The organism is Bosea sp. Tri-49 (genome assembly GCF_003952665.1).
Classification (GTDB): Bacteria; Pseudomonadota; Alphaproteobacteria; order Rhizobiales; family Beijerinckiaceae; genus Allobosea.
In genome coordinates, this window is sequence record NZ_CP017946.1 from 559607 (window position 1) to 584891 (window position 25285).

Annotated in this window: 24 protein-coding genes; 16 read left to right on the plus strand and 8 right to left on the minus strand. The window is 65.6% G+C overall.

Translation table 11 applies throughout. From position 1 onward, the window contains the following. Position 1 precedes the first annotated feature (1 nt). Positions 2–2272, plus strand: a complete 2271-nt coding sequence (locus BLM15_RS02790) for a TonB-dependent hemoglobin/transferrin/lactoferrin family receptor (RefSeq protein WP_126110168.1) — start codon at positions 2–4, stop codon at positions 2270–2272. Between the two features lie 39 nt (positions 2273–2311). On the opposite strand, the gene BLM15_RS02795 is transcribed toward BLM15_RS02790, so the two are convergent. Next, positions 2312–3142 (minus strand): MurR/RpiR family transcriptional regulator, encoded by an 831-nt coding sequence (locus BLM15_RS02795; RefSeq protein ID WP_164985387.1) that lies wholly within the window; start codon positions 3140–3142, stop codon positions 2312–2314. 181 nt (positions 3143–3323) lie between these two features. Here BLM15_RS02795 and BLM15_RS02800 point away from each other — a divergent pair, with 181 nt between their 5' ends. The 13 genes from BLM15_RS02800 to BLM15_RS02860 all read left to right on the plus strand — a co-directional run bounded on the left by BLM15_RS02800 (position 3324) and on the right by BLM15_RS02860 (position 17582). Beyond that, complete coding sequence (locus BLM15_RS02800) at positions 3324–4613, plus strand: ABC transporter substrate-binding protein (protein WP_126110172.1); 1290 nt, start codon at positions 3324–3326, stop codon at positions 4611–4613. A gap of 71 nt (positions 4614–4684) precedes the next feature. Further along, on the plus strand, positions 4685–5605 hold the full coding sequence (locus BLM15_RS02805) for a branched-chain amino acid ABC transporter permease (RefSeq protein WP_126110174.1): 921 nt from the start codon (positions 4685–4687) through the stop codon (positions 5603–5605). A 4-nt stretch (positions 5606–5609) separates the two neighbouring features. Further along, a complete protein-coding gene (locus tag BLM15_RS02810) occupies positions 5610–6638 on the plus strand; it encodes a branched-chain amino acid ABC transporter permease (RefSeq protein ID WP_206438595.1) in 1029 nt (342 codons plus the stop codon). Then, complete coding sequence (locus tag BLM15_RS02815) at positions 6638–7387, plus strand: ABC transporter ATP-binding protein (protein ID WP_126110176.1); 750 nt, start codon at positions 6638–6640, stop codon at positions 7385–7387. Before BLM15_RS02810 ends, BLM15_RS02815 begins: the two co-directional genes overlap by 1 nt. Beyond that, on the plus strand, positions 7380–8075 hold the full coding sequence (locus BLM15_RS02820; protein ID WP_126110178.1) for an ABC transporter ATP-binding protein: 696 nt from the start codon (positions 7380–7382) through the stop codon (positions 8073–8075). Before BLM15_RS02815 ends, BLM15_RS02820 begins: the two co-directional genes overlap by 8 nt. 1 nt (position 8076) lies before the next feature. After that, the gene (locus BLM15_RS02825) at positions 8077–8718 is read left to right on the plus strand and encodes an ATP-binding cassette domain-containing protein (protein ID WP_126110180.1); all 642 of its coding nucleotides are present in this window, start codon (positions 8077–8079) and stop codon (positions 8716–8718) included. Next, positions 8715–9536: an SDR family NAD(P)-dependent oxidoreductase gene (locus tag BLM15_RS02830; protein WP_126110182.1), complete on the plus strand. Its 822-nt coding sequence runs from the start codon at positions 8715–8717 to the stop codon at positions 9534–9536. Before BLM15_RS02825 ends, BLM15_RS02830 begins: the two co-directional genes overlap by 4 nt. Further along, positions 9533–11257, plus strand: coding sequence for an L-arabinonate dehydratase (araD, locus tag BLM15_RS02835; protein ID WP_126110184.1), 1725 nt, complete (start codon positions 9533–9535; stop codon positions 11255–11257). Before BLM15_RS02830 ends, araD begins: the two co-directional genes overlap by 4 nt. 17 nt (positions 11258–11274) lie before the next feature. Continuing rightward, entirely contained in the window at positions 11275–12714 is a 1440-nt protein-coding gene (locus tag BLM15_RS02840) for an NAD-dependent succinate-semialdehyde dehydrogenase (protein WP_126110186.1), read from the plus strand. A 434-nt stretch (positions 12715–13148) separates the two neighbouring features. Continuing rightward, the gene (locus BLM15_RS02845; RefSeq protein WP_164547377.1) at positions 13149–13514 is read left to right on the plus strand and encodes a DUF1127 domain-containing protein; all 366 of its coding nucleotides are present in this window, start codon (positions 13149–13151) and stop codon (positions 13512–13514) included. Positions 13515–13607: 93 nt separating this feature from the next. Further along, a complete protein-coding gene (locus BLM15_RS02850; protein ID WP_126110190.1) occupies positions 13608–14450 on the plus strand; it encodes a class I SAM-dependent methyltransferase in 843 nt (280 codons plus the stop codon). A gap of 380 nt (positions 14451–14830) precedes the next feature. Continuing rightward, a complete protein-coding gene (locus BLM15_RS02855) occupies positions 14831–15811 on the plus strand; it encodes an ABC transporter substrate-binding protein (RefSeq protein ID WP_126110192.1) in 981 nt (326 codons plus the stop codon). Between the two features lie 34 nt (positions 15812–15845). Next, complete coding sequence (locus BLM15_RS02860) at positions 15846–17582, plus strand: adenylate/guanylate cyclase domain-containing protein (RefSeq protein ID WP_126110194.1); 1737 nt, start codon at positions 15846–15848, stop codon at positions 17580–17582. 31 nt (positions 17583–17613) lie between these two features. Here the strand turns inward: BLM15_RS02860 and BLM15_RS02865 are convergent, their stop codons facing one another. Next, entirely contained in the window at positions 17614–18297 is a 684-nt protein-coding gene (locus BLM15_RS02865; RefSeq protein WP_126110196.1) for a Crp/Fnr family transcriptional regulator, read from the minus strand. A 641-nt stretch (positions 18298–18938) separates the two neighbouring features. On the opposite strand from BLM15_RS02865, the gene pqqB reads away from it, so the two are divergent. Continuing rightward, positions 18939–19826 carry a pyrroloquinoline quinone biosynthesis protein PqqB gene (gene pqqB, locus BLM15_RS02870; protein ID WP_126110198.1) on the plus strand — a complete coding sequence of 296 codons (888 nt, stop codon included), beginning with the start codon at positions 18939–18941 and terminating at the stop codon, positions 19824–19826. Next, positions 19823–20554 carry a pyrroloquinoline-quinone synthase PqqC gene (pqqC, locus tag BLM15_RS02875; RefSeq protein WP_126110200.1) on the plus strand — a complete coding sequence of 244 codons (732 nt, stop codon included), beginning with the start codon at positions 19823–19825 and terminating at the stop codon, positions 20552–20554. Before pqqB ends, pqqC begins: the two co-directional genes overlap by 4 nt. Before the next feature lie 49 nt (positions 20555–20603). Here pqqC and pqqE read toward each other — a convergent pair whose 3' ends face one another. From pqqE to BLM15_RS02905, 6 genes are all read right to left on the minus strand, one after another. Beyond that, on the minus strand, positions 20604–21674 hold the full coding sequence (gene pqqE, locus BLM15_RS02880) for a pyrroloquinoline quinone biosynthesis protein PqqE (RefSeq protein ID WP_126116031.1): 1071 nt from the start codon (positions 21672–21674) through the stop codon (positions 20604–20606). A 56-nt stretch (positions 21675–21730) separates the two neighbouring features. After that, positions 21731–22024: a pyrroloquinoline quinone biosynthesis peptide chaperone PqqD gene (gene pqqD, locus BLM15_RS02885; protein ID WP_126110202.1), complete on the minus strand. Its 294-nt coding sequence runs from the start codon at positions 22022–22024 to the stop codon at positions 21731–21733. Positions 22025–22231: 207 nt separating this feature from the next. Then, on the minus strand, positions 22232–22417 hold the full coding sequence (pqqA, locus tag BLM15_RS32285) for a pyrroloquinoline quinone precursor peptide PqqA (protein ID WP_206438596.1): 186 nt from the start codon (positions 22415–22417) through the stop codon (positions 22232–22234). An 80-nt stretch (positions 22418–22497) separates the two neighbouring features. Then, complete coding sequence (locus BLM15_RS02895) at positions 22498–22809, minus strand: c-type cytochrome (RefSeq protein ID WP_126110204.1); 312 nt, start codon at positions 22807–22809, stop codon at positions 22498–22500. A 113-nt stretch (positions 22810–22922) separates the two neighbouring features. Further along, positions 22923–24188 (minus strand): PQQ-dependent sugar dehydrogenase, encoded by a 1266-nt coding sequence (locus BLM15_RS02900; protein WP_206438597.1) that lies wholly within the window; start codon positions 24186–24188, stop codon positions 22923–22925. A gap of 163 nt (positions 24189–24351) precedes the next feature. Continuing rightward, the gene (locus BLM15_RS02905; protein ID WP_126110206.1) at positions 24352–25266 is read right to left on the minus strand and encodes a LysR family transcriptional regulator; all 915 of its coding nucleotides are present in this window, start codon (positions 25264–25266) and stop codon (positions 24352–24354) included. Positions 25267–25285: the final 19 nt, after the last annotated feature.

Below are 25285 nucleotides of genomic sequence, written 5' to 3' on the forward strand. Positions count from 1 at the left end.
GATGGGGACGAATTGCAGCGGGCTGCGCCAAGGCGTGGCGCTTGGGGCCTTGATGCTGGCCATGACGGCGCCGGCGCTCGCGCAGCAGCAACGAACCCCTGCGCGCCCGCCCGCCACGCCCGATCAGGTCGTGCTCGACCAGATCAACGTGCAGGGTGAGGGGCAGGCATCGCCGCTGCTGCAGGGGCCGACGACCACGACCACCACCCGCGCCGAGCTCGACCGGCAGCAGATCCAGAGCCTGACCGATCTGTCCAACCGGATCGAGGCGGGCATCACCTTCAACCGCCAGAACGGCTCGCTCAACATCCGCGGCCTGGATGGCGCGCGCGTGCTGACGACGATCGATGGCATTCGGCAGCCCTTCATCGTCGACACCCGGATCGGCCGCGCCGGCGCCAACGCCTTCGACTTCGATTCGCTGTCCTCGCTCGACCTGCTGCGCGGCGGCAGCGGCGGCGCCACGCTCGGCGGTGGTGCGCTCGGCGGCGCTTTGGCGGTCCGCACGCTCGATCCGGAGGACCTGATCCGTAACGGGCGCTCCTATGGGGCGCTGGCCAAAACCGGCTATGACAGTACCGATCGGGCCTGGTTCGGCAGCGCGGCGGCGGCCGCCCGCATGGGCAACACCTCCGTCCTGCTGCAGGGTGGCTTCCGCAACGGCCACGAGGTCGACAACAGGGGCAAGGACAAGTCGATCGGTGCGACCCGCACGGAGCCGAACCCGGCCGACTTCAACCAGTACAGCTTCCTCGGCAAGATCTACCAGCAGGTCGGTGAGGCCCACCGCTTCGGCCTCACTGGCGAGTTCTTCAAGCGCGCCGACCGGATTCAGACCCGGACCAGCACGGTCTCGCTGACCGGCAATTTCCGGCCCGGCGCCCATCAGACGGGCGAGGATGTCGAGCGCAACCGCGTTTCGTTTACCTATGACTACAAGCAGCCCGGCGGCTTTCTCGACGAGGCGCACGCCAATCTCTACTGGCAGAAGCTGAAGCGTAACGACCTGGTCAGTGCCTGGCGCTACACCAGCATCATCGGGCCTTATGGTCGCGACAACGAGAGCGAAGAGAACGCCTACGGCTTCAATGCCTATGGCGTGAAAAATTTCCAGACGGGGCCGGCTTCGCATCGCGTGACGTTCGGCACCGAGCTGCGCATGTCCTCGCTGAAGCAGTATTCGTCCGGCATCGACAATTGCCCGCCGCGGCCGGCCTCCGGTTCGTTCACGGGGGCGCTTGCCACCTGCAACAACCTGTTCACCAACCAGGCCGACCAGCCCGATGTCGACGGGCGGCTCGTCGGCCTCTATGTGCAGGACGAGATCGGCCTGCTCGACAACCGGCTTCGCATCACGCCTGGCGTGCGCTTCGACTGGTATGAGGAGAAGCCGCAGGCGACGCCGGCCTATTCGGCCGGTGGCTCAAATCCGATCGGCCTGCCGCCGTCCTCAAGCGATTCCGGCTGGTCGCCGCGCATCCGGCTCGAATACGACCTCCTGAAGAGCGCTCCTTTCGTGAAGGACGTCACTGTCTTCGCGCAATGGGCCAAGAGCTTCCGGGCACCGACGGCGGACGAGCTCTATGGCCGCTTCGGCGGGCCGAGCACCTATCTGCGCGCCGGCAACCCCTTGCTGCGGCCGGAAGAGGGCAATGGCGTCGATGTCGGCGTCCGCTTCGGCGACAAGCAGCTCGGCGGCTCGATCACCTATTTCTACACCAACTATCGCAATTACATCGAGCAGATCCAGCTTCAGGCTCCGAATGTTGGTGGCCTGTACCCACAGGGCGGTATCGTCAGCTTCCGCAACATCCCGCGCGCCGAGATCCAGGGCGTCGAGCTCAACGGGCAATACGCCTTCGCGCCGAACTGGCTGGTGCGCGGCTCCTTCGCCTATACCCGTGGCCGCAACAAGACCGACGACATCTTCCTGAACTCGATCCCGCCGGTGCAGGGTATCGTCGCCGTCGCCTATGGCACGGATCGCTGGGGCGCCGAGGTCTCGGCCAAGATGGCCGGCAAGCGCGACGACGTCTCGACTGTCCAGGCCGGCACCGGCTTCAAGGCGCCGGGCTATGCGATCTTCAACGCCTCGGCCTGGTGGCGCCCGGCGCCGGAGATCGCAGATGTCGAGCTGCAGGTCGGCGTCTACAACATCTTCGACCGCAAGTATTTCGATGCAGCCAACGTGCCGCTCGCGCGCCCGCAGTCGCGCGATTACTACAGCGAGCCCGGCCGCACCGTGAAGGCGACGCTCAAGTACCAGTTCTAGAAATGGGCGCCCTGCGAGTGCGACGAGCGGCGCGTCGGCTCATCCCCCGCCCAACCCGGTGATCAAGGTCTGCACGAGCGCGATCGCCCCTGAAATCGGCCTGAACTGGCTGGTGGCTGAGTTGTCGACGAGGAAAGCCAGGTCCGCGTGGCGCGCCAGGGGGCTTTCGGGTACGTCGGTCAGGACAAGGATACGTTTGCCGCTGAGGTGGGTGTCGAGCGTGATGTCGACCACCGACTGCGTGTAGGGCGTGAAGGCGATCGCGACCAGGAGGTCGCCGGAGCGCATGGTGGCGATTTGTTCGGCTGCCATGCCGCTGCCGAAATCGAGCAGGCTGCACTGCCGTTCGCAGCGCGTCAGGCCATAGGCCAGATAGGTCGCGATCGGCCGCGAGCGGCGCAGGCCGGCGATGTAGACATGCTCGGCCTGGCGTAGCATCGCCGTCGCCTTCTCCAGCGACTCTGGCGAAATGGTCCGCCGCAGGTCCTCCAGCGAGGCGATGAGCGCATCGACGCAGCCGTTCAGCAGGCCGCCGAAATCCCGCGCCTCTTGCGGGGAAGTCTGCCGAGCGAAAACCTCTTCGCGTGCGCGGGGGGCGCCCTCGATCAAGCGCAGCCGGAAGACCCGCTGCATCTCGGAGAAGCCGCGATAACCGAATTCCTTGGCGAAACGGATCAGCGTCGATGGCTGGACCTCGAGTTCGCCGGCGATGACGACCACGGTGTTCAAGGCAAAATCATTGGGCTTCTCCAGTGCCGACCGCGCGATGCGCTGCAGGTGCGGACTGAGTTGATCGAAGCGATTGCGCAGACGCTGGCGCAGCGCCTCGAACGTCTCCTGCGTGGCCTCTCCCTGAGAAGACGCAGGCACCTGGTTATTGAATGAATTTTCGTTCATTATTTCTTCTAGCGCACTCGAACAGTGACATAAAGCGCCAAATTTTCTGCGCTAGTTGACAAGAGAGAAAAAATATTCATGCTCTTTGAAAATTAGTTCTGACTTCGATCAGACAAGAGGCGGGCACAAGCCCGCCCGTTTCGGGGAGGACATGATGTCGAAGATCAAGATCTCACGGCGCGGCTTGTTGGGAGCCGCCGGCGCCGCGTCCGCAGTCTCGCTGTTTGCAGGCCCGTGGCAGCACAATCGCGTCTGGGCGCAGGGCGCGGCCAAGCCGCTCCGGATCGGCATCACAGCCGATGCCAGCGGCATGTATGCGAACTCCGGCGCCAGCGACAAGCGCGGCATGGCGATGGCGATCGCCGAAGCCAATGAGCGCGGCGGCGTGCTCGGCCGCAAGGTCGAGTTCGTCCATATCGACACCGAGACGACGGCCGCCACCGGCAGCCGCGTAGCGGAACGGATGATCAGCCGCGAGCAATGCGGCTTCCTCGTCGGCGCGGTCCATTCCGGCGTCGCCAACGCGATCAGCCAGGTCGCCCAGAAATACGGCGTGGTCTACATCAACACCAACTCGTCCTCGCCGACCGAGGCTGGCCAGAACTGCCACCGCGTCAAGTTCGTGTTCGACGGCAACGGCACCAATTTCGCCAAGGCTGCGGTCAAGAGCGCGATCGAGCGCTTCGGGCCGGACTGGATGCTGCTGACCAACGACTATGTCTGGGGCCATGATACTGCCGCCGCGACCAAGACCCTGCTGAAGGAGTATGGCGGCAAGGTCATGGAAGAGGTGCTGATCCCGCAAGGCACCCGCGACTTCACCTCCGCCTTGCTCAAGGTGCAGCAGCGCAAGCCCGGCGTCATCTCGGCGGCGATCGGCGGTGACGACCAGAAGGCGATGCGCCAGCAGGTCGTCCAGCTCAAGATGGGCGACAAGCCGGCCTGGATCAACAGCCAGCAGGACTGGGACGACGTCTACGGCCTGCCGATCGAGACCCTGTTCGGCGTGTTCGGTACGACCTGGTACTACCGCCTCGACCTTCCGGGCGTCGCCGACTTCGTCAAGCGCTACCAGGCGATGTATCCCGAGACCGCCATGCGCTCGCCTGGCAACGTCTTCTATAATGGCTACATGGCGATACGAGAGCTGCTCGGCGCCGTGGAGCGGGCCGGCACGACCAACAACATCGCCGTGATCAAGGCGCTTGAAGGCCACAGGATTTCGGCCAGGGACCGCATGCAGCATTTCGATGCGAGCATCGATGCCCAGACGCATCAGGTGCAGCAGACGATCTATCTCGCGACCGCCAACAAGGCGCCCAAGGAGAAGGACGACATCTTCGAGGTCCTGAGCCAGGCCAAGGCGGAGGATGTGCGGGACACCGATTCCGCCAAGCTCTGCAAACTGGAGCCTTACGAACAGACGCCGACCTTCGATGCCTGACCCGTCCCGCCATCCGTGGCCGCCAGCCGGCGGCTGCGGATGATGGCACCGCTGCATCCGGACGGATCCGCATGATCGATCTTCTGCCGCATATCATCAACGGCCTGACGCTGGGCCTGCTCTTCGCCCTGATCGCCCTTGGCTTCACCCTGATCGTCGGCGTGATGGAGGTGATCAATCTCGCCCACGGCTCGCTGTTCGCGATCGGCGCCTATTTCGCGCTGACGGTGATTGCCGGCAGCTGGTTTGCCGGAACGCCTTTCGGCGCCTGGTGGCTGAGCCTGCCGCTCGGCCTACGCTATGTGCTGGCGCTCGCCCTCGGGCCAGCGCTTGCCGGGCTCGCCGGCATGCTGCTCGAGCTCTGCCTGCGCCCGACCTATGGCAAGCCGCCGCTCTACGGGCTGCTGCTGACCTTCGGCGCCGCTCTGGTCATCGAGGAGCTGATCCGGCTCGTCTGGGGCACGGGCGAGCAGAACCTGGCCCTGCCGCAGGCGATCAACGGCGCCTTCCTGCTGAACGGCATGATCTTCTCGACCTACCGCTTCTTCGCCGCCGGCTTCAGCATCGCCGCGATCATCGCCGTCTGGCTGTTCCTGGAGCGCACCTCGGCCGGCGCGGTGATCAAGGCTGGCGCGCATGACAGCGAGATGGTCCGGGCCCTCGGCTACGATCTCGCCAGGCTCAGGCTCGTCGTCTTCGGCTTCGGCGCTGCGCTAGCCGGGCTCGCCGGCGTGGTGATGGTGCCGATCTGGGGGCTTCGCCCGCATGTCGGCGTCGATATCGTGATCCCGGCCTTCCTCATCATCGTCATCGGCGGCGTCGGCAGCTTCTGGGGCGCCGTCATCGCGGCCCTGCTCGTCGGTCTCGCCATCGGAATCACCGGCGCCTATGCGGCGGCCTGGTCGACGATGTCGATGTACCTGCTTCTGATCGCGATCCTCGGCTTCCGCAGCCGCGGCCTGCTCGGCCGCAAGAGCGCCCTGGAAAATTGACGCCATGATCTCGCTCTCGGACATCCCCGCGCGCCCATCGGCCTGGATCACGCCGCCGATGATCGTGCTCGCCCTGCTGCTGCTGGCCGCGCCGGACCTGCTGCCTGCCGTCGGGCTCTATCAGTATCTCGGCATCGAGATCGCGATCTGGATCGGCTTCGCACTCGGGTTCAACCTGCTGTTCGGCTATACCGGCCTGCACTCCTTCGGCCATGGCGCCTATCTCGGCATCGGCGCCTATGCCTTCGGGCTGTTCCAGCACCATGTCGCAGTCAGCCTGTGGGGTGGGCTGCTGGCCGCCGTGCTGGCGGCCGGGGTCGCAGGCGCCCTTGTCGGGGCATTCCTCTCCCATCGCCGCGGCATCTACTATGCGCTGCTGACGATCGGCTTCGGCCAGATCTTCTGGTTCCTCGCGATGAAGCTCCATCGCGTCACCGGCGGCGAGGACGGGTTGCTCGGCATTCCGCGCCCGCCGCTGACGCTCGGGCCCTGGCAGCTCGCGCTCACCGACAACCGCACGCTGTTCTATTTCGCGGCTGCGCTGCTGATGATCGTCGTGGTGCTGTGCTGGCGGCTGGCGAACTCGCCCTTCGGCCGCGTGCTGCAGGCCATCCGCCAGCACGAGACCCGCGCGCGCTTCGTCGGCTACGAGGTCTGGCGCTTCAAATGGGCCGTCTTCACGCTGTCTGCGATGCTCGCCGGCCTCGCCGGGAGCCTGCTCGCGATGGCCCAGCAGAGCGCTTATCCCGATGTGATGAGCCTGCATCAATCCGGCCTCATCGTGATGATGGTCCTCGTCGGCGGCGGCCTTGTGAGCTTCTGGGGACCGGTGCTGGGCGTGGTGTTCTACTTCGTCGCCCGCGACGTCCTCGGCGGCCTGACCGAGACCTGGCTGCTCTGGTACGGCCTGATCTTCATGGCGATGGTGATGCTGCGGCCGGAAGGCCTGGCGGGCATGCTGCACGGGCTGTTGCGGCGCAGGCCTGCCCTGAAGCCGACTACAGCGCCGGCCCCCGCGACGGAGGCCGCGTGATGGCGCTCTTCGAGGCTCGCAACATCCATAAGCGCTTCGGCTCGCGCGTTGTGCTGGAGAACATTTCGCTCTCCTTCGAGGCCGGCCAGGTCAGCGGCATCATGGGTCCCAACGGGGCCGGCAAGTCGACCTGCTTTCATGTCCTCACCGGCCAGCACAAGCCCGATCGCGGCGAGGTCGTGTTCGACGGCCAGCGGATCTCGGGCCTGCCGCCGCAGCGCATCGCCCGGATGGGCGTCTCGCGCTCCTTCCAGCTGATGAACCTGTTCGACGACACGGTCGTCATCGAGAACGTCATGCTGGCGCTGCCGGCCTTCCGGAAACGCCGGCTGCGCGCGATGTCGGCGGTGTTCTCGGATACCGCCCTCATCGATCAGGCGCTGGCCGTGCTCGATCAGGTCGGCCTTGCCGCACGCGCCTGGGACGCTGCCGCATCGCTCAGCTATGGCGACCGCCGCGCGCTGGAGATCGCCGTCGCGCTCGCGGCCCAGCCCCGCATCCTCTTCTTGGACGAGCCGACATCAGGCCTCGGCGTGGAGGCGACGCGCCGCCTCGCCTTGCTCGTGAAGCGGCTGCGCGAGCGCTACACGATCGTGATGATCGAGCACGACATGCGCTTCCTGTTCGAGCTCGCCGACCGGATTTCGGTGATCCACTGGGGTCAGGTCATCGCCGAGGGAACGCCGGCCCAGCTCAGCGACAACAAATGGGTGCGGCGCTCGGCCCTGGCGGAGGCAACCCATGCTTGAGGTCCGCGACATCGAAACCTTCTATGGCGAGACCCAGGCCCTGTTCGGCACCTCGCTACGGGTCGGCGAGGCTGAGGTGGTCTCGCTGCTCGGTGCCAACGGCGCCGGCAAGACCACGACCATCCGCTCGATCCTGGGTCTGACGCCGCCGCGGCGCGGGCAGATCCATTTCGACGGGCAGGACATCACCCGCCACCCGACGCATCGCATCTCGGCCATGGGCATCGGTTGGGTGCCGGACGATCGCCGTGTCTTCCCGACGCTGACCGTCGCACGCAACCTGCAGATCGGCATGCGCAAGACCCGTTTCCGGTCCTGGCAGGTCAGCGAGATGTTCTCGATATTCTCGGCGCTCGAACATCTGATGCCGCGCGAATGCGAGAACCTCTCCGGCGGCGAGATGCAGATGGTCGCGATCTCGCGGGCGCTGCTCGGCTCGCCGGGACTCGTCCTGCTCGACGAGCCGAGCCAGGGGCTTGCGCCCAAGATCGTCCAGGACGTGCTGTCGACAGTGCGGCGCCTCAAGGCCGAAGGCATCTCCGTGCTGATCGTCGAGCAGAACGCGCTCGCCGCGCTCGAGGTCTCGGACCGCGCCTATGTCATGGACCGCGGCCGGATCGTCCATGAGGGACCGGCCCGCGCTCTGCTCGACGACAGCTCCCGGCGCCAGCGCCTGATCGGAATGTGACATGAGCGCCATGCTTGACGTCAGTAACTTGTCGAAGATCTACACGCGCGGCCGTTTCGACCGAACGCCGACCTTTAGGCTCGACGCGGATTTCCGCATCGAGGAACCGGCGATCGTCGGCATGATGGGCCCCAACGGCTCGGGCAAGACGACGCTGTTCGAGCTGATCACCGGCTCGAACAGCCCGACATCCGGCAAGGTCGAGGTCTGCGGCCGCGACATCCACCGCGTCCGCACCGACGAGCGCGACCGCCTCGCCATCCACTACCACCAGTCCTACCAGGTCCGGCATTTCCGCTCGCTTCGTCCCAATGCGCTGATGCAGCGTGCCGGCAGCGAGTATCCGCTGGTCCATCTTTTCGACGAGCCGCAGTTCAACACGCAGGACGGCTATATCGGCTTCATGCTGGATTTCTTCCGGCGGCTGCGAGCTGAGCGCCGGCTGGTCTTCCTCTGCGTCCACCCGAACGAGCGCTTCCACCTCGAGATCCTCGAGGAGATCTGCGAGCGCTTCATCTTCGTCAACAAGGGCGTCGTCACGCCCTTGCCGGACTATGCCGGCCTGCTCGCCCACGAGCCGGCCCGCGCCTATCTCGGCACTCTGCTGACGGACCGCGCCGCCGCCCTGGAGCCCGCCGCATGAACCGCTCCGAAGGGCACCTGACGCCGCAGATCGACCTCGACGCGATCGACCGGCTTTTCAACATCCAAGGGCTGCGCGTCTTCCTGCCCGGCGGCTACGGAGCGCTCGGCGAGGCGATCGCCTTGGCGATGACGCGGCACGGCGCCGATGTCGCCATCGCTGGCCCGAGCGAGGCCAAGGCGCTAGCGCTAGCGGATAGGCTGCGCGGGCAGGGCGTCGAGGCTCATGGCTTCGCGCTGGATGCGCGCCATCCGGCCGCGATCGCGGAGGCGACCGACCGCGCCGCCGAGGCGATGGGCGGCATCGACGTGCTCGTCAACTGCGTCGGCATCCAGCGCGAGCAAAGGCTGATGGATGTCGACGAGGCGACCTTCGACAGCATCTACGAGACCAACCTCAAATCGGCGATGTTCCTGGGCCAGGCGGTGGCGCGCCACCAGATCGCGCAGGGAGCCGGAGGCCGCCAGATCCACCTGCTCTCGGTGCGCTCGCAACTGGCGCTGCGCAATCGCGGCTATTCGGCCTACTGCGCCACCAAGGGCGGCCTCGTCATGCTGGTCAAGCAGCATGCGATGGAACTCGCAGAACACAACATCACCGTCAACGGCGTTGCACCGACCTTCATCCAGTCCGAGCGGATCCGCCCTCATCTCGAGCGCGAGGGTTTCCGCGACTTCATCCTCGATCGCAACCCGCTCGGCCGGATCGGCGATCCCGTCGAGGTTGTCGGGCAGGTCATCACCTTCGCTGCGCCGGCCGGCAGCTACATGACGGGCCAGGTCGTCTATATCGACGGCGGCGTGACGGCGAGCCAATGACGGCAACGCCGCTTCGCAGCGCCCGCTGGTTCGACACCGACGACCTTCGTGGCTTCGGCCATCGCTCGCGCCTGATGCAGATGGGCTACGGCATCGAGGACTGGAACGGCCGGCCGGTCATCGCGATCGTCAACACCTGGTCGGACATCAACCCCTGCCACGCGCATTTCCGCCAGCGCGTCGAGGATGTGAAGCGCGGCGTGCTGCAAGCCGGCGGCTTTCCGCTGGAGCTGCCCGCGATCTCGCTCTCGGAGAATTTCGTCAAGCCGACGACGATGCTCTATCGCAACCTCCTGGCGATGGAGACCGAGGAGCTGCTGCGCTCGCATCCGGTCGACGGCGCCGTGCTAATGGGCGGCTGCGACAAGACCACACCCGGCCTGATCCTCGGCGCGATCAGCGCCGACCTCCCGGCCATCTTCCTGCCTGCCGGGCCGATGCTGCGCGGCAACCTGCGTGGCGAGGTGCTGGGCTCGGGCTCCGATGCCTGGAAGTATTGCGACGAGCGCCGCGCCGGCAGGATCGATGCGCAGGAGTGGCAGGCGGTCGAGGCCGGCATCGCACGCTCCTACGGCCACTGCATGACGATGGGCACGGCCAGCACCATGACCGCCATCGCCGAGGCGATGGGGCTGACGCTGTCCGGGGCCTCCTCGATCCCCGCCGCCGATTCCGGCCATATCCGCATGGCGACGGAGACCGGCCGGCGCATCGTCGCGATGGTCGGCGAGGACCTGCGGCCCTCGGCCGTACTGACGCGCGCCTCGTTCGAGAACGCCGTCGCGGTCGCCATGGCTATGGGCTGCTCGACCAACGCGATCATCCACCTCATCGCGATGGCCCGCCGCGCGGGCCAGGATATCGGTCTTGCCGATTTCGAGGCGGCGAGCCGGATCATTCCGGTGCTGGCCAACATCCGCCCCTCCGGCGAGCGCTATCTGATGGAGGATTTCTACTATGCGGGCGGCCTGCCTGGACTGATGAGCCGGCTGACACGGCATCTGTCTCTCGATGCGCTGACGATCGAGGGGCGAACGCTCGGGGCTGCGATCGAGGCCGCGCCGGTCTGGAACGACGACGTCATCCGGCCCCTGGACAGGCCAGTCTCGGCGGAGCCTGCGCTGGCCGTGCTCTATGGCAATATCGCGCCGCTGGGCTGTGTGATGAAGCCGTCGGCGGCCGAGCCGCATCTGCTCGACCATACCGGACCTGCGCTCGTCTTCGACAACTACGCGCAGATGAAGGCTGAAATCGACGACCCCGATCTCGCCGTAACCGCCGACACGATCCTAGTGATGCGCGGCGCCGGCCCACAGGGCGGCCCCGGCATGCCGGAATGGGGCATGCTGCCGATCCCGAAGAAGCTCCTGAAGCAGGGCGTGCGCGACATGCTGCGCGTCTCCGATGCCCGCATGTCCGGCACGAGCTACGGTGCATGCATCCTGCATGTCGCGCCCGAGGCCCATATCGGCGGCCCGCTCGCCCTTGTCCGCAGCGGCGATCTCATCCGTGTCGATGTCGCGGCGCGCAGCATCGATCTCTGTGTCGACGCAGCCGAGCTGGAACTCCGGCGCGCCACGCTGACGCGTCCGGAACCGCGCTTCGAGCGCGGCTATGGCTGGATGTTCTCGCGCCATATCGGCCAGGCCCATGAGGGCTGCGACTTCGATTTCCTCGAGACCTCGTTCGGAGCGCCCGTTGGCGAGCCGGACATCCTGTGACCGTGCTGGAGATACCGATGTCCAACCTTGAGCCCAAGCTTCTGATCGGGGGCGAGTTCCGGACGGCCACCGCGCTGCCGCCGCTTTCCGTTCTCAATCCCTGCACGGAAGAACAGCTCTGGACGGCGCCTCGCGCGGGTGCTGCCGAAGTGGAGGAGGCGCTCCATCACGCGCGGGCCGCGCTCAAGACCTGGTCGAGGGTGCATGGCTGGGGGCGGGCCAAGGTGCTACGCGGCATCGCCCGGGCGATGGAGGCGCGCAAGGGGGCGCTGGCGAGCGCCTTGTCCTATGAGATCGGCCGGCCGATCTCCCAGTCCGAAGGCGAGGTCCTGATCGCGATCGAGCAGTTCGACTGGTTCGCCGGCGAGGCTGAACGCCTCTTCGGCGAGACGATCCCCTCGCGCCAGGGCGGACGGCTGGCCACGGCGCTGGAACCGGTCGGCATCGTCGCCGCCTTCACCGCCTGGAATTTTCCGATCAACCTGCTGGCGCGCAAGATCGCTCCCGCGCTCGCCGCCGGCTGCCCGATCATCTGCCGGCCGTCCGAACAGACACTGCTGACCTCGACGCTGATCGCCGAAGCCTGCGCCGCCGGCGGCGCGCCGGCCGGCACCGTCCAGATGCTGTTCGGCCCGGCCGAGACGATCACCCCGGCCCTGATGGCGGCCGAGGACGTCCGCAAAATCTCGCTCACCGGCTCGACGCGCGTCGGCCAGATGCTGCTCGCGGAAGCCGCCAAGACCGTCAAGCGCTGCTCGATGGAGCTCGGCGGCCACGCGCCCGTCGTGATCTGCGAGGATGCCGACGTCGACAATGCGGCGGCGCTATGTGCGCAGTTCAAGTTCCGCAATGCCGGCCAGGTCTGTATCGCCCCGAACCGCTTCTACGTGCATGAGAGCCTGGCCGAGCGCTTCGCCAGCGGCATGGTCAAGGCCGCCGAGGCGCTGGTGCTTGGCGACAGCCACGACCGGGCGACGACCATGGGGCCGCTGACACTCGCCAGCCAGCGCGACCGGGTCGAAGCGCTGTCAGCTGACACTGAAACCTCTGGCGCGCGACGCCTTACTGGCGGACGGCGCCTCGCCGGCCGGAACAAGGGTTACTTTTTCGAGCCGACGGTTTTCGCCGATGTGCCCGATGAGGCCCGCATCATGCGCGACGAGCCCTTTGGCCCGCTGGCACCAATCGCCACCTTCCGCGACTTCGACGATGCGATCGAGCGGGCGAATTCGACTCCCTATGGGCTCGCCGCCTATGGCTTCACGTCCAGCCAACGCTACGCCGAGGCGCTGAGCGCCGGCCTCCACGCCGGCATGGTCGGGGTCAACACCTTCATGATCGCCCATGCCGAGGCCCCGTTCGGCGGCATCAACCATTCCGGCATGGGGCGCGAAGGCGGCCGTCAGGCGATCCACGATTATCTCAACGTCAAACTCACGCATTTCATCTCGACGTGAGATGACCTCGAACTGGCGCCCGGCAAGGGCCACAAATGCCCTCCACCGGCTGGGAGAAATGCGCCACTAGCCGACATAGGCATGCCGCCTGGAACCGGACGTTACGAACGGTCTCGCCTCTACTGATGGTCCAGCTGTAATCGATTGCCGCTGTGGCTGCTGTCGACGACTCGTGGAGCTAGGCACAGCGAGCCTTGATGGCGCGAGAAGCTCCAGCCCTGACGACTATCGCCGAAGCTAAATTAGCCCAGGGACGGCGACATTCTCGCAGCCGCCAGGCGTTTTCGATGCCCGACAGCTTTCGTGCGCGATCGGCCGCGCCATCACGCTGAATCGCCTATGTGCGGCACCTCACAGACGAGATGCCCCCCGAGCCGCCACAACGCTGTAGCACCGCCCGAAGAGGCGGCGAACAAAGCAATGGGAGCGGCACCATGTATGCGCTGAAAAGCGATCTTCTCTACGACATCGATGACCTGACCGACACGCTGCGGCCTCGCACTAAGTCGGTGCTCGACCGGCTGGTTGGACGCATGGCAGTTGGGCAAATCCTCGGAGAGCAGTTTCTCTATGAGGTCCATGGTCCCTTCGTCCCACCTCATCGCAAGCCTGCCCGGCGCTCTCTGACGACCAGGCTGATCGAGGCGCTGTCGGGACGGCTGCGCAGGATCGCCTTTGGGGTGCAGTTACGCCACGCGGCAAACGCATTGTCGGGTCTCGACGACAGGATGCTGAAGGATATCGGCATCAGCCGTTCGGAGATCGAGTTCAGCGTTCGGCAAATCGATCCGCGGCCGTGACCACTCACTGTACGGCGCGAGGCCCCCCCGAAGCGCCATGCCCCACCCGTTCATCCGAGCCTACCGAGCGAACCTCGCAGGGAGAAACATCCAATGTCCACCATGCTTCAAGCCGCTGCCCCGCAGAAGATCGACCACGAGGCGATCAAACTCCGCCAGCATGGCGCCTGGTCGTCCGGTGACTACGCCATCGTCGGAACGACCTTGCAGATCGTCGGCGAGCGCCTGTGCGAGGCGCTCGATGTGCGCAGCGGCCAGACCGTGCTCGATGTCGCCGCCGGAAACGGCAATGCCAGTCTCGCTGCAGCTCGCCGCTGGTGCGACGTCACCAGCACGGACTATGTCGCGGCGTTGCTCGAGCGCGGCCGCGAGCGCGCCGCGACCGAGCGCCTTGATATCTCCTTCCGCGAAGCCGATGCCGAAGCCTTGCCGTTCGCGGATGGCCGTTTCGACGCGGTCATGTCGACCTTCGGGGTGATGTTCACGCCCGATCAGGAGCGCGCCGCCGCGGAGCTGCTGAGGGTCTGCAGGCATGGCGGCAAGATCGGCCTGGCCAACTGGACGCCGGACGGCTTCATTGGCCATCTCTTCAAAACGATCGGAAAATATGTCCCGCCGGCTCCCGGGCTGCGTTCGCCCGCGCTCTGGGGCACCGAGGAGCGCCTGGCCGAGCTGTTCGGTTCGGCTGGCGCCTCGATCCAGGCGACGCAGCGCGACTTCGTCTTCCGCTATCGCTCGCCCGAGCACTGGCTCCAGGTCTTCAGCAGCTACTATGGACCGGTGCTCAAGGTCTTTGGGGCGCTGGACGCCCCTGCCAAGGCGGCGTTGACACGGGATCTGATGGCGCTGGTCGAACAGTTCAACCGATCGGGCGATGCAACCATGGTGGTGCCGAGCAGCTATCTCGAGGTCGTCGTCACGCGAAAGTCGAGGTGAATTCGATCACGTCTGTCCGCGCCTGCGCTCGATATCGGTCTCCGGCGCGGTTCGCTCGCGCTTAAACTCTTGTGACCACGCTGATACCTGCGCTGCAACAGGCTCCAGCCTGTTGCAGCGTTTATCCGTTCGCCCCTGCCGCCATACGCCAGCACGTCTCGCGTATTGAACAGGCAAGGCCGCTGAAGCTCTGACGAGCCACGATCGTCGTAGCCCCCTTTAGGTAGGCCGGTCGCGAGCCGGTTTCGCGACACAGCTGACCCAGCATGATATGAGGGGAGCAGGTGCAAGTCGGGCGTTTCCCGACCTGCATCGATCGCGGTCGAAAGGGGGGAACGGTTGTGCGTTTCACGCCCTGCTCCTTGCGCCAGGCTGTTCCGATGACGCGCCGCGAGACCATCGCGCTGCTCGGCGCGATGGCCGCATCGACGATCTCGGCCCGTGCGCAGCAGAAAACCGCGCCGGTCATCGGTTATCTCGGCTCGGAATCGCCCGAACCATACGGCAGTCGCCTCGCTGCCTTTGCCGAGGGCCTGGCCGAAGCAGGCTATGTCGACGGCCGCAACGTCGCGATCGATTTCCGCTGGGCTGAAGGCCAGTACAGCCGATTGCCGGCGCTCGCGATGGATCTGGCGGATCGTCAGGTCACCGTCATGGTCGCGCCGGGCGGTGCGGAGGTTGCGCTCGCCGCACGATCCGCCACCAAGACGATCCCGATTGTCTTCGAGTTAGGCGGCGACCCTGTCGCGCTCGGCTTGGTCGCCAGTCTGTCGCGGCCCGGCGGCAATCTCACCGGCGTGAGCAGCCTGAGTGTGGAAGTCTCGCTGAAACGGCTGGAGTTCATGAGCGAGCTGTTTCCAGCCGCCGGGACCTTTGCCGTCGCCGTCAATCCGACGAGCCCGACCTCGGCTTCGCAATCGAGAAACCTCCAGGCCGCTGCGGGCAGTCTCGGATTGGAGCTGCGCCTCCTCAATGCCAGCAGCGAGCCGGAGCTGGAGGCCCTGTTCGCGGCCGTATCCCGGATGCAGCTGCCTGCGCTGGTCTTCACCTCCGATCCCTATTTCGCCTACCGAAGTCGGCGCCTCGCCGAGCTGGCCGTGCGTCATAAAGTACCCGCCATCACCCAGGCGCGGGATTTCCCTAACGCTGGCGGCCTGATGAGCTATGGCGGCGACTTCCGGCAGTCGCATCGCCATACCGGGATCTATGCCGGCCGGATCATCAAGGGTGAGAAGCCCTCCGATCTGCCGGTCCAGCGCGTGACGAAGGTCGAGCTGTTCGTCAATCTGAAGGCAGCCGGGCAGCTCGGACTGACCATGCCGCCTTCAATTTTGAGCAGCGCGGACGTGGTGATCGAATAAACTTCGCCGGAAAGCCGGCGCATGAGCTGTCACGGTGACTCAATCGCCATCCGCTCCACGGAGCTCGCTCTTCGCGAAGTATTTCATCGCGCTGTTCGCGGCGGTCGTCGTGCCCCTTCTCGTTGCCGGCGGCAGCGAAGCCTGGTTTGGCCATCGCGACCAAAGAGCCAGGCTGAACGACCTTCTCGAAGCAGAAGCCCGATCCGCCGCTGCGAAAATTCAGGACTTCCTGGACGGGATCCGCGATCAACTGGCGTGGACCGTCCAGCTGCCATGGTCTGACGGCGCCGCCGAAAGGCGCAGGCTCGACGCCTTTCGGCTGTTGCGCCAGGTACCTGCCGTCGTCAGCCTGACCTTTGTCGATGCCACGGGCCGTGAGCGCCTGTTTGTATCGCGCATGGGGCTCAACAAAATCGAGGGCGGCACGGACCACTCGGCCAGTCCGGCGTTCAGAAACGTCCGCCCGGGGGGCGCTTGGTACGGCCCCGTTTCCTTCCATGCCGGTTCCGAACCCTTTTTGACCATTGCAGTAGCCGGTACCCGCGCGGCGGTCGGCGTGGCAGTCGCCGAGGTCAATCTCAAACTGATATGGGACGTGATATCGGCGATCCGGGTCGGACGAACCGGGGGGGCGTTCGTTCTCGATCAACCAGGGCGCCTCGTCGCTCATCCCGACATCAGCCTGGTCCTGCGAGCCGACCAAACAGCGATACGGCCGCTCCAAGCTCTCAGGGCGAGGATTACGACGCGAAGCGGCCAGGCAACCGAGGGACGTGACATCGACGGGCGTATGGTTCTCGCCGCAATGGCGCAGATACCCGGTGTCGACTGGAGCGTCGTCGTCAAGCAACCAGTCGCCGAGGCTTTCGAGCCGATTTACGCGGCTCTATGGCGTACGGGCGCCTTGCTCATTGGTGGTTCCGGCCTCGCGGCAGCGCTCGCCTATTGGCTCACACAGCGCATGATCGAACCGATCCGCCTTCTAGAGGACGGTGTGGCGCGGATCGGGGCTGGGCAATTTGATCACCGGATCGACATCGCCACAGGCGACGAATTCGAGCGGCTGGCGACGCGCTTCAACGAGATGGCGGGCGATCTGGCAGTGTCGCAGGAGCGCTCGGAGCGGATCGGCCGGCTGAAGCGATTTCTCGCGCCGCAGGTGGCCGAACTGGTGGACCGCTCCGGCGACGACAGCGTGCTCGACGGGCGGCGCATCGAGGTGGTCGTCGTTTTCGGCGATCTGCGCGGTTTCACCGCCTTCTCGGCGCGTGCCGAGCCCGAAATCGTCATGAGCTTCCTCAGCGACTACTACGACGCTCTGGATAGGGTGGTGATCGACCACGGGGCCACGCTGACGCATTTCTCCGGAGACGGGATGATGGTCCTGATCAATGCCCCGGTGCCCCGTCCGGACCCGGCTTTGTGCGCCGTCAATCTGGCGCGGGACATGCAGAAGACCGTCCAGTCCCTTTTGCGCGATCGACAGACGCTGGACCACCGACTCGGCTTCGGGGTCGGGCTCGCCATGGGGCCTGCGACGGTGGGGCGTATCGGCTCCGAAGGCCGGCTCGAATACACCGCGATCGGAACCGTCGTGAATCTCGCCTCGCGCCTGTGCGCAAGCGCAGGCAATGCCGAAGTCCTGGTCGATATGGTCGCCGCGGCGGCCGTCGATGGGCGATCCCCTCTGGTTGAATTGAAGGCGCATGTTCTGAAGGGGTTCGACCAACCCGTTCGGGTTTTCGCCGCTGACATAGGGGCAGCCGGATAAGCGCTCGAGCTGCCGCCGTTTACCTCCGCTGCTAGGCGACATCGATTTTTGCCAGACGCCGCAAATCGTCGATATCCTGGATCAGCAGTCGTCCTCGCCCCAAGGAAATGACGCCGGTGCGCTTCCAGGACTGGAGGTGACGGTTGACCGTCTCACGCGTCACGCCGGTGAGCGATGCCAGTTCCTCCTGAGACGCGCGGACATCCGTGCCGTAGTCGGCAGCGAGGACCAGAATGCGCCGTGCAAGTCGAATGGCGGGAGGCAGAAATGTCGTCTCTTCCAGGCGGCCTATGACATCGCGCAGCCGGGCGCAGAGCAGGGCGATCAGTTGCAGCGCGATCGGCGGCTCGCGATTCAGCAAGCTCAGGAATTCGCGGCGCGGCAGGAAGAACATGTCGGTGTCCTCCATCGCCACGGCATCGGCGGTGCGGGATTGGCCGTCAAGCAATGTGATTTCACCGAAAACGTCGCCACCGCCCAGAACGTTCATCGTCATCTGCTGGCCGACATCATCCATTGTGCCGATGCGGATCAGCCCACGTCGAATGGCATAAAGCCCATCACCCGGATCACCCTTGAGGAACAGGATCTCCCGTGCGGCCAGATGTCTTTGCTTGCAGACGGCAGCAATCTTCTCGAGCGCGTTCCGTTCGAAGTCCGAAAAGAAAGGGTTCGTGGTCAGAATACTGACGATGCGGTGAGAGACATCACTCATCGGAAGCCCTCAGAATTTGGACCGGGCCGCTGCAGCTTCAACAGGCTGAACGGCGCGGAAGCCAAGGCGATAGGCCACCGTATCCGTTTGCGACCATGCGCGGCCGATCGCAAGCGGAGCAAGACAATGCCGAATGGCTTGGTCTGTCACAACACGTTCGCGCGGCTATTAATTCCCAAACCGCTGCCGGATCGCATGCGCACCGCGTGGAGAAATATCAGTTTCTGGCGCGCATCATTCGCGCAGCCCGGAAGCTTCATCTGCGACGGGCGCGTCTGCTGGCTTGACGAATTCTCGGGGTTTGTCGGAAGACTAAAGCATCAGGACATCCGGGAGCAGACATCACCAGAGTCCGCAAGGGCCCATCGCGAGCCATTGAGGCGGGTCCTCAACTAGCCTGCCGGTAAGCGGACATCACCGAAGTCCGCTATGGGCCAAGAGTAGCCCCTAGACGTACGCCAAGAAGCGGACATTCATACCGTAGGTTGCATTTTGCCGGACGGACGGATTGCGGCGCTCATCAGTTCTCAGCACAACCGAAGGAGCGGGACATGCCTTGGGTCGAATGCGTGATGAGGGTGCCGGAAACCGAGGCGCTCGTTCGGTGCGCTTGCGAGAAAACGGCGATCTGAGGCGCGGCGGTGAAGGCCATCGTTCTCGGCGCGGCGGCTGGTGGAGGTTTTCCGCAGTGGAATTGCCGATGCCGGGTCTGTGCGCTCGCCTGGAGCAGGGATTCCCGCGCCCCCTGGCGGACGCAGGCGAGCCTCGCGGTGAGCCTCGACGGCGAGAGCTGGACCGTGCTGAACGCGTCGCCCGATCTCGGCAGCCAGATCCGCGCGACGCCGGCCCTGTGGCCGCGTGGTGAGCGGCATTCGCCGATCGGCGCTGTCATCCTGAGCAGCGCCGAGATCGACCATGTCACCGGGCTGCTCAGCCTGCGCGAGCGGCATCCGTTCGATCTGGTCGCGCTGCCGCCGGTCCTCGATGCGATCGCCGCCAATCCGATCTTCGCCGCAGTGCCGGCACGTCGGGTGGCCGCGAACGCCTCCGCGCCAATCACGCTGGCCGGTGGGCTGACGGCAGAGCTCTTTCCCGTTCCCGGCAAGGCGCCGCTCTATCTCGAGGGCAAGGATCCGAAGCTCAAATCCGAGGCCGGGGAAACGGCGGGCGTCAGGATCAGCGGAAGCGGTCGCTCCATCGTCTTCATCCCGGGCTGCGCCGCCCTGTCCGACGATCTGCGTGCCAGGGTGGAGAGCGCCGACCTGTTGTTCTTCGACGGCACGTTGTTCACCGACGACGAGATGATCCGGGCCGGCGTCGGCCAAAAGACCGGCCGCCGCATGGGACACATGCCGATCGCCGGCGACGGCGGTTCGCTCGCCTGGCTCGCCGGGCTCCCCGTCGAGCAAAAAGTCTACATCCACCTCAACAACACCAATCCGGCGTTGATCGCGGGATCGCCAGAGCGCCTTATGATCGAAGCAGCCGGTGTCGCGGTGGCCCACGACGGCATGGAGATGACGCTGTGAGCGCTTTGCTATCGCCGGAGGAGTTGGAGCGGCGCCTGCGCGAGGTCGGAGATGCCCGCTATCACGACAAGCATCCCTTCCATGCGCGGCTCCACTCCGGCCATTGCAGCAAGGGCGAGGTCCAGGCCTGGGCGCTCAATCGCTTCACCTATCAGGCTCATATCCCGGTGAAGGATGCCTATCTCATCGCCCGTGCCAATGATCCCGCGCTCCGGCGGGCCTGGCGCCAGCGCCTCGTCGACCATGACGGCGACCATGATGGCGAGGGCGGGATCGAACGCTGGCTCCGGCTCTGCGAAAGCCTGGGGCTGGCGCGGGCGGATGTGCAGGCGCATCGCGGCGTGCTGCCGGCGACCCGCTTCGCGGTCGAGGCCTATGTCAATTTCGTGCGCGAGCGGCCTCTGCTGGAAGCGATCGCCTCCTCGTTGACCGAGCTGTTCTCGCCAAAAATCATCCGCAACCGAGTCGAAGGCATGCTGGCGCATTACGACTTCGTCAGCCCGGAGAGCCTGAGCTATTTCACCGCCCGCCCGGAGCAGGCGCGGCGCGACGTCGGGACTGCCCTCGGCTATGTGACGGCCCATGCCCGCACGCCAGCGGAGCAACGGGCAGTGATCGCGGCGCTGGAGTTCAAATGCGACGTGCTCTGGGCGATGCTGGATGCGCTGCATCACGCCTATGTCGCACCCGGCCATATTCCGCCCGGCGCTTTCGTGCCGGCGCCTTAACGGCGATTTAGAGGGAGGCAAGTTACTCCGGACCAGAAGGCGGCTTTCGTCAAACGCCCTGATAGCCCCGGTAGATGAAGTCGCTGCGCTCGGAGGCCGCCTCGGCTTCCGCCAGCGCAACCACCTTTTCGTGCAGCGGTGACAGGGAGCAGGCGGGATCGGTCGCGGTCGCATCCCCCGCGAGGGCCAAGGCCTGGCAGCGGCAGCCACCGAAATCCTGTTCCTTGCGGGCGCAACTGCGGCACGGCTCGTTCATCCAGTCCGTGCCACGGAAGGCGTTGAACGCCGCGCCGCGATACCAGATCTCCGACAGGCTGGCGTCGCGTATATTGTCGAAGCTCAGCCCCGCGATCGTTTCGGCGGCATGGCAGGGCAAGGCGAGGCCCGACGGCGTGACGTTCATCAGCCGCGCGCCCCAGCCGCCCATGCAGGCCTTCGGGTAGCGGGCATAGTAATCGGGCAGCACGCTATCGATGACGAGGCGCCCAGCCGTGCGGCTCCGCGCCTCGTCGACTTCCATCATCGCGGTTTCGACCTGCTGGCGCGTCGGCATCAGCCTCGCGCGGTTGACCAGGCCCCAGCCATAATACTGCACATGGGCGATCTCGATCCGCGCCGCGCCCCACGCTTCGGCAAGCTCAACAAAGGCGGGTATCTCGCGCACGTTCCCGCGATGTATGACGGCGTTGACGGTGAGGCGCAGGCCGAGCCGGACGATGGCGGCTGCGACCGCATGCTTGCGCTCCGCGGCGCCCTCATAGCCGGCGACGCGATCGCAGGTATTGGCGTCGATCGCCTGTACCGAGAGCTGGATGTGGTCGAGCCCGGCCTCGGCCACGGCGTCCAGCACGGCTGGCTGAAAGCCGACGCCGGAGGTGATCATGTTGGTATAGAGACCGGCATGACGCGCATGCGCGACAAGCTCGGCGATATCGCGCCGCAGCATCGGCTCGCCGCCGGAAAAATAGATATGCAGGACACCGAGGGCGGCCGCTTCATCGATCAGCCGCTTCCATTCGGCAGTCGAGAGTTCCTGCGAGCGTCGGTCGAGTTCGAGCGGGTTGGAGCAATAGGGGCAGCGCAGGGAGCAGCGATGCGTCAGCTCCGCCAGCAGACCCATGGGCGGCGGCAATGTCGGCCGGGCGGGCGTGGCTTGCGGGAGCGTCTCGACATCGCTCACAGATCGACCATCCTCTGATCGGCGAGGCCGCGCAGAAACGCCATGACGTCGGCAGCGATCTCGTCACGGTCCGCTTCGAATGCCGCCGCCAGCTCCTGCGCTATGGCCTCGACGCTGCGCGCGCCGTCAACGCGCTGCAAGATCTCGAGTGCGATCTCGTCGGGCTCGAATACCCGTTCTGGGCCGAGAAGGAACCATTGCTGGCGGCTCTCGTCGAAACGCAGGCGAACCCCGCGAGGCAGGGCCGGGACAATGGCTGCGATATCGATATGCGTGGCGTCGGCTTTCATGGGGCGGCGGCTCGTGCGAACTCGTCAAGCACCAGAACAAGCGACGATGCGGAACGCATCGCACAAAAGCGCGAGGATCGGTCTCCCGCCTGCCTCGCGGACGGGAGGCCGATCCTCATACCGCAAAACTCATTGCTCGGCGCCAATCCGAGAAGGCGCCTCTACGTCCCGCCTAGGACAATAGCTTTGGGCCTCGGAACCGAAACGTCAGAGCTTGGCGGGAGCGTAGGACGTCACTTCGCAGCCGACCGTCACTTCGATGATGGTGGGCTTTTTCCACTTGCGCATGATCGGTATCTCCAGATCGTCGCCAGCTCTCGCTCGGGAAAGCAGGAGAAGGTTACACCCGGCTCCAGTGTGTTGCAAACGAGGCCGATCGCCGGGCGGCGTCATCTCGCTGCGTCGACGAAGGACGAGCCGTCCTTCAACATCGGCCCGCGTTACCTCCTCGCGGGACTGACACTCAGGTCTCGCTACTGGGCGAGAATCCACTTCACGAGAATTTCGGCGTCCTCCGGCGAAACGCCCGCTTGCGGCGGCATCGGCGTTTGTCCCCAAACGCCGCCGCCGCCCTTCACGACCCTTTCACTCAGGGTCTTGATCGCGGATTCATCCTTGCCATAGCGCTCGGCCACGACCTTGAAGGCTGGCCCGATCATCTTCCGTTCGGCGTGGTGGCAGGCCACACAGTTCTTGCTCCTGGCCAGTTCGGGGCTTGCGATAGCGCTCGGCGACGCCAGAAGCGCGGCGAAAAGGGCTGTCGCGAGTTGGCGAAAGTCAGGCATGGGCAGGATTCCCTCATGCGCGATCCGGATCGGACGGTATCGCAGGGCCGACACCTCCGCAGATGAATGGGCAGCCGCGCCGCCGCTTTGGCGGGTGCGGCTGCCGGATGCGCTCAGTTGGGCTTGAGCTGGTAGACATCGCCCTGGTCGGTGGCGACGTACATGCTGCCGTCCGGCGCCTGCACGACGGAGCGGAAGCGCCCGGCCGGCATCGGCAACGACACCGTGCTGCGCTTGGCGGACGAGCCGTCGGGCGTGATGTCGAGCACGTCGAGGCGGTTGCCGACCGGCGTTCCATGGATGCCGATACCCATGAAGGTCACCACCATCCGGCCGTTCCAGTCCTTCCATTGCGGACCGTTCAGGAACACGCATGACGACATGCCCTGCGAGAGCATTTCGTTGTTCCAGGCCGGCTTCATCGCGTTGGGATAGGTCTTGGTGTCGGTCATCGGCATGAATGCCGAGCGATCCTTCGGATCCACCGCGCCCATCTGGTTTGGCGAGTAGCCGCAATAATTGTCGGGACAGTCGGCGCGTCCCGCCATATTGGGGCGCGGATCCCAGCCGGCATTACCGCCGGCCGTGAGCGCCGTCACCTCGTCGCTATGCCAGGGACCGTTCTCCGCGGTGTAGGGCTGGTTGGTGCCGGGGCGGAAGCAGATGCCCTGCGGGTTGCGATGCCCGTAGGTGAAGACGCGCGCATCGAAGCCCTGTGGCGGGTTGTTGCCGGGCGCGGCCTTGCCGTCCCGGTCGATGCGGAGCACTTTTCCGCCGATGCGGGTCGGACTTTGCGGCACCTCGCCATTATGGGTGTCGCCTGTCGTCACATACAGGAATCCGTCCGCCGGACCGAAGCGGAGGCGCCCGCCATTATGCGCGCCCGGATCGCCGAAGGGATGATTGCTGGGCGCCGGCTTGTAGGCGATGTCGGTTACGATGTCCTGCCGGTTCGAGACCTTGGTCAGATCGGGATTTACCGTCAACCGCAGCACCCGATTGGTTCCCGGCGCGGTCATGTTCGACGCCGAGGACACATAGATGAGGCGGTTGGTAGCGAAGTCGGGGTCGATCGCGACACCGTACATGCCAGCCTGACCACCGCAGAAGAGGTCAGATGCGGTGTCAGGGTAATTCTTGGAATCCTTGATGCCGAGCAGGGAGTTGATCTTGCCGGATGGTAGCCGGACCGAGAGTCCGCTGCACTTCTCGGTGAAGAACATCGTGCCGTCGGGCAGGAAGGCCATGTCCCAGGTGAGGTCACGACCTGACATCACGGCGGTGCTGGTGAGTCCGGGAGTTTGGGCCACCGCTGCCCCGGACAGAATGAATGAGGTCAGTAAGGCATAGGGCAACACGAAGCGAACACGTCGAGTCATCGATGTCTCCTCCGAGCTTGTAAGCCTCCCCATTGATAGGACCCGCGATCCGCAGGCCTTGGCCGAAATCGCTGTTCGGCCGCACGATTGTTATGTGACGGCCATAATCTGCGCAACATCGTTTCTCGGCGAGGCCGGCATCGATGTTTGCAGAGCAACCTCACTAAGCTGCGGATTGGCGCTGCTGCGCACGCGACATGGCCAGCACCCAATCTCTGAACTGCGCACCGAATGGCTTCTCCAGTGCGGCCCGATCCCAGGCCAGGAAATAGCTTTCGCCGAGCTGCAGCCGCCTGTCGATCGGAACGACGAGCCGCCCGGAGGCTAGATCCTCGCGGATCATCGCGATCTGGGCGAGCACGAAACCACGGCCGTTGACGGCGGCATCCAGGGCCGTGCTCGACAATGAGAAGGCGAGCTCCGTCGAGACGCTGCCCACGGAGACCCCGACGCTGCGTGCCCACTCGTCCCAGCTCGGCGGAGGCTTGTGCGATCCCTCCCACTCGATCCCGATCAGGGGGCAGGTGAAGATGTCTTCCGGTGCCGCGATGGCCTTGCCGGCGATCAAGCCGGGCGCGCAGGCCGGCACGACACAGTCCGTGAAGAGCGGTGCGTAGTGGTCGAAGGCTTGGCTCTTCGACCCGTATGACAGCCTGAAATCGACCCCGTCCTCGAAAAGCCGCGGCTCGGACTCCGCCCCGATCAGGCGGATCTTCGAGGCAGGATTCAGCACCTGCCAGTCGAAGAGCTGTGGGCCGAGCCAGCGGCTGGCCACGGTGGCGAGGCAACTGACGACAAGGCCAGAGCTGGCGCGCTTGCGATGGAGGGTGGCCTGGGCCTGGCGGAGCGCCGCGAAGGGACCGACGATGTCGAGGTGGTAGGCCGCCCCCCAGGAGGTCAGTTCGACGCCGCGCCCGTTGCGCTCGACCAGCCGGATGCCGAGGCAGCTCTCCAGCTTCTTGATCTGCTGGCTGATCGCGCCGGGCGTGACGAACAGCTCGGCCGCCGCATCGGACACGCTGCCCAGCCGTGCGACCGCCTCGAACGCGTGAAGAGCCTTGAGCGGCGGCAGTCCCAAACCTGTCTCCCATCCGATC